A 1,779-nucleotide genomic window follows, 5' to 3' on the forward strand; every position below is an offset into this window, starting at 1 on the left:
AGCGGAAGGAGTGGTGGAATTGCAGTTCGCGCCAACCTTGTTCGGGCGTGTCGAACTGCCGCGCGAACAGGCGCCGGTTCTCGTCGAACGCTTTCGGCGCCGCGCCCTGAAACGAAAAGATCGACTGCTTCTCGTCGCCGACCGCGAACACCGTGCGCTTGACGTTGGCGCGCGCGCCGCCGGGCGTGAACTCGGAAACGATGGTGGTGATGACCGACCACTGCTTCGGGCTGGTGTCCTGCGCCTCGTCGATCAGCACGTGGTCGATGCCGAGATCGAGCTTGTACAGCACCCAGGCGGCGGACGAGCGCGAGAACAGATCGAGGGTCTTGTCGATCAGATCTTCGTAATCGAGCAGCGCGCGGCTGTCCTTTTCCGCCTGATAGCGCGCGATCACCTCGGCGGCGATGGTGATGAGGGCTCGGGTGCGGTCGCGGGCGCGCACGGCGCGCTCGCGCGCCAGCAACTGGCAGACGCGATCCTGTTCGGCTTGCAATCGCGCCAGCCAGTCGGGATGGCGCTTCGCCAGCGCGCTGGTGATGAGGTTTTTGCGCGGCTTCAGTTCGGTGGTGCAGAACACCTTCAGATAGCTGTCGATGCGCTCCCTGCCGGTGGCCTCGCGCGCGGCGAGCAGCGCGGTGACGTGTTTCTGGTCCGACACCGTGCCGGCGTCGAGGATCTCGATCAGCGCGGGCCATTCACCGATCGGGATCGCCGACCGGGAGAAGAACTCGGCTTCGACGGATTCGATCGTATCGTCCGGGGCAAGGCCGAACGTCGCCGACAGGCCGGCCATGGCCGCGTCGATGCCGCCGGCGCGCGCAATCCATGCGGTGATAGCGTCGCGCTGCCGGATCGCATCGCCGATCACCTCCATGAAGGTGGAATCGGCGGCCGCCACGATGGCGGCCGAGAGTGCGCGCCCGAGCGCGCTGTCGGGTTCGGCGGAGGCTTCGAGCAGCACCGCGAGCGTCAGTTCGTCGAGCAGCTGGATGGTCGTTGCCTCGTCCAGCACGCTGAAGCGGGCCGCGACATTGGCCTCGAACGGGAATTGATGCAGCAGCCGCGTGCAGAAGGCATGGATCGTCTGCACCTTCAGCCCGCCGGGCGTCTCCAGCGCCGAGGCGAACAGGCGGCGTGCCCGCGCCCGCAGGGCGGCGTTCGGCGCGGCGCCGGTCGAGGCGCGGATTTTTGCGTCGAGCGCCGCGTCGTCCAGCGTGGTCCACTGCGCCAGCGTGCCGAACACGCGATTGGCCATGTTGGCGGCGGCGGCCTTGGTGAAGGTGATGCAGAGGATCTTGGCCGGATCGCAGCCGCGCAGCAGCAGGTTGATGACGCGCTGCGCCAGCACGTGGGTTTTGCCGGCCCCGGCATTGGCCGACACGAAGGCCGAAATGTCCGGATCGGCGGCGCTGACCTGAACGTCGAGCACTTCGGGCGGAATGATGCGGGCGGAGGTCATGATTCTGACTCGCCCCGCGACGGGCGAACTCCCTCTCCCCTCGGGGGAGAGGGTTGGGGTGAGGGGGAAAGTGACTCTCGATGGGTGCTGGCCCCCTCACCCGGATCGCTTCGCGATCCGACCTCTCCCCCAAGGGGAGAGGTGAAGCGAGATTGCCGGATCGCTCCTGTTTCGCAATACCCGCTGCTCACGTCTCCTCCTCGTCTGCGCCGCCGGCCAGCGACCACTCCTTGACGCGCGCCAGGTGGTCGTAGTCGCCGTAATGGTTCTTCCACATCGGATGCACCAGCGAGCGGTAGGGCGTGGTCTCATCCTCG

The 1,779-nt window shown here is 67.1% G+C and carries 1 protein-coding gene; it reads right to left on the reverse strand.

Annotation, left to right across the window (positions count from 1 at the left end; genetic code table 11):
* The coding region (locus tag VNR91_RS09550; protein WP_325490533.1) for a UvrD-helicase domain-containing protein at positions 1 to 1,462 on the reverse strand (1,462 nt) is incomplete at its 3' end.
* Positions 1,463 to 1,779 lie beyond the last annotated feature (317 nt).

Origin of the sequence: Sphingomonas sp. (assembly GCF_035555815.1) — a bacterium.
Classification (GTDB): domain Bacteria; phylum Pseudomonadota; class Alphaproteobacteria; order Sphingomonadales; family Sphingomonadaceae; genus Sphingomonas.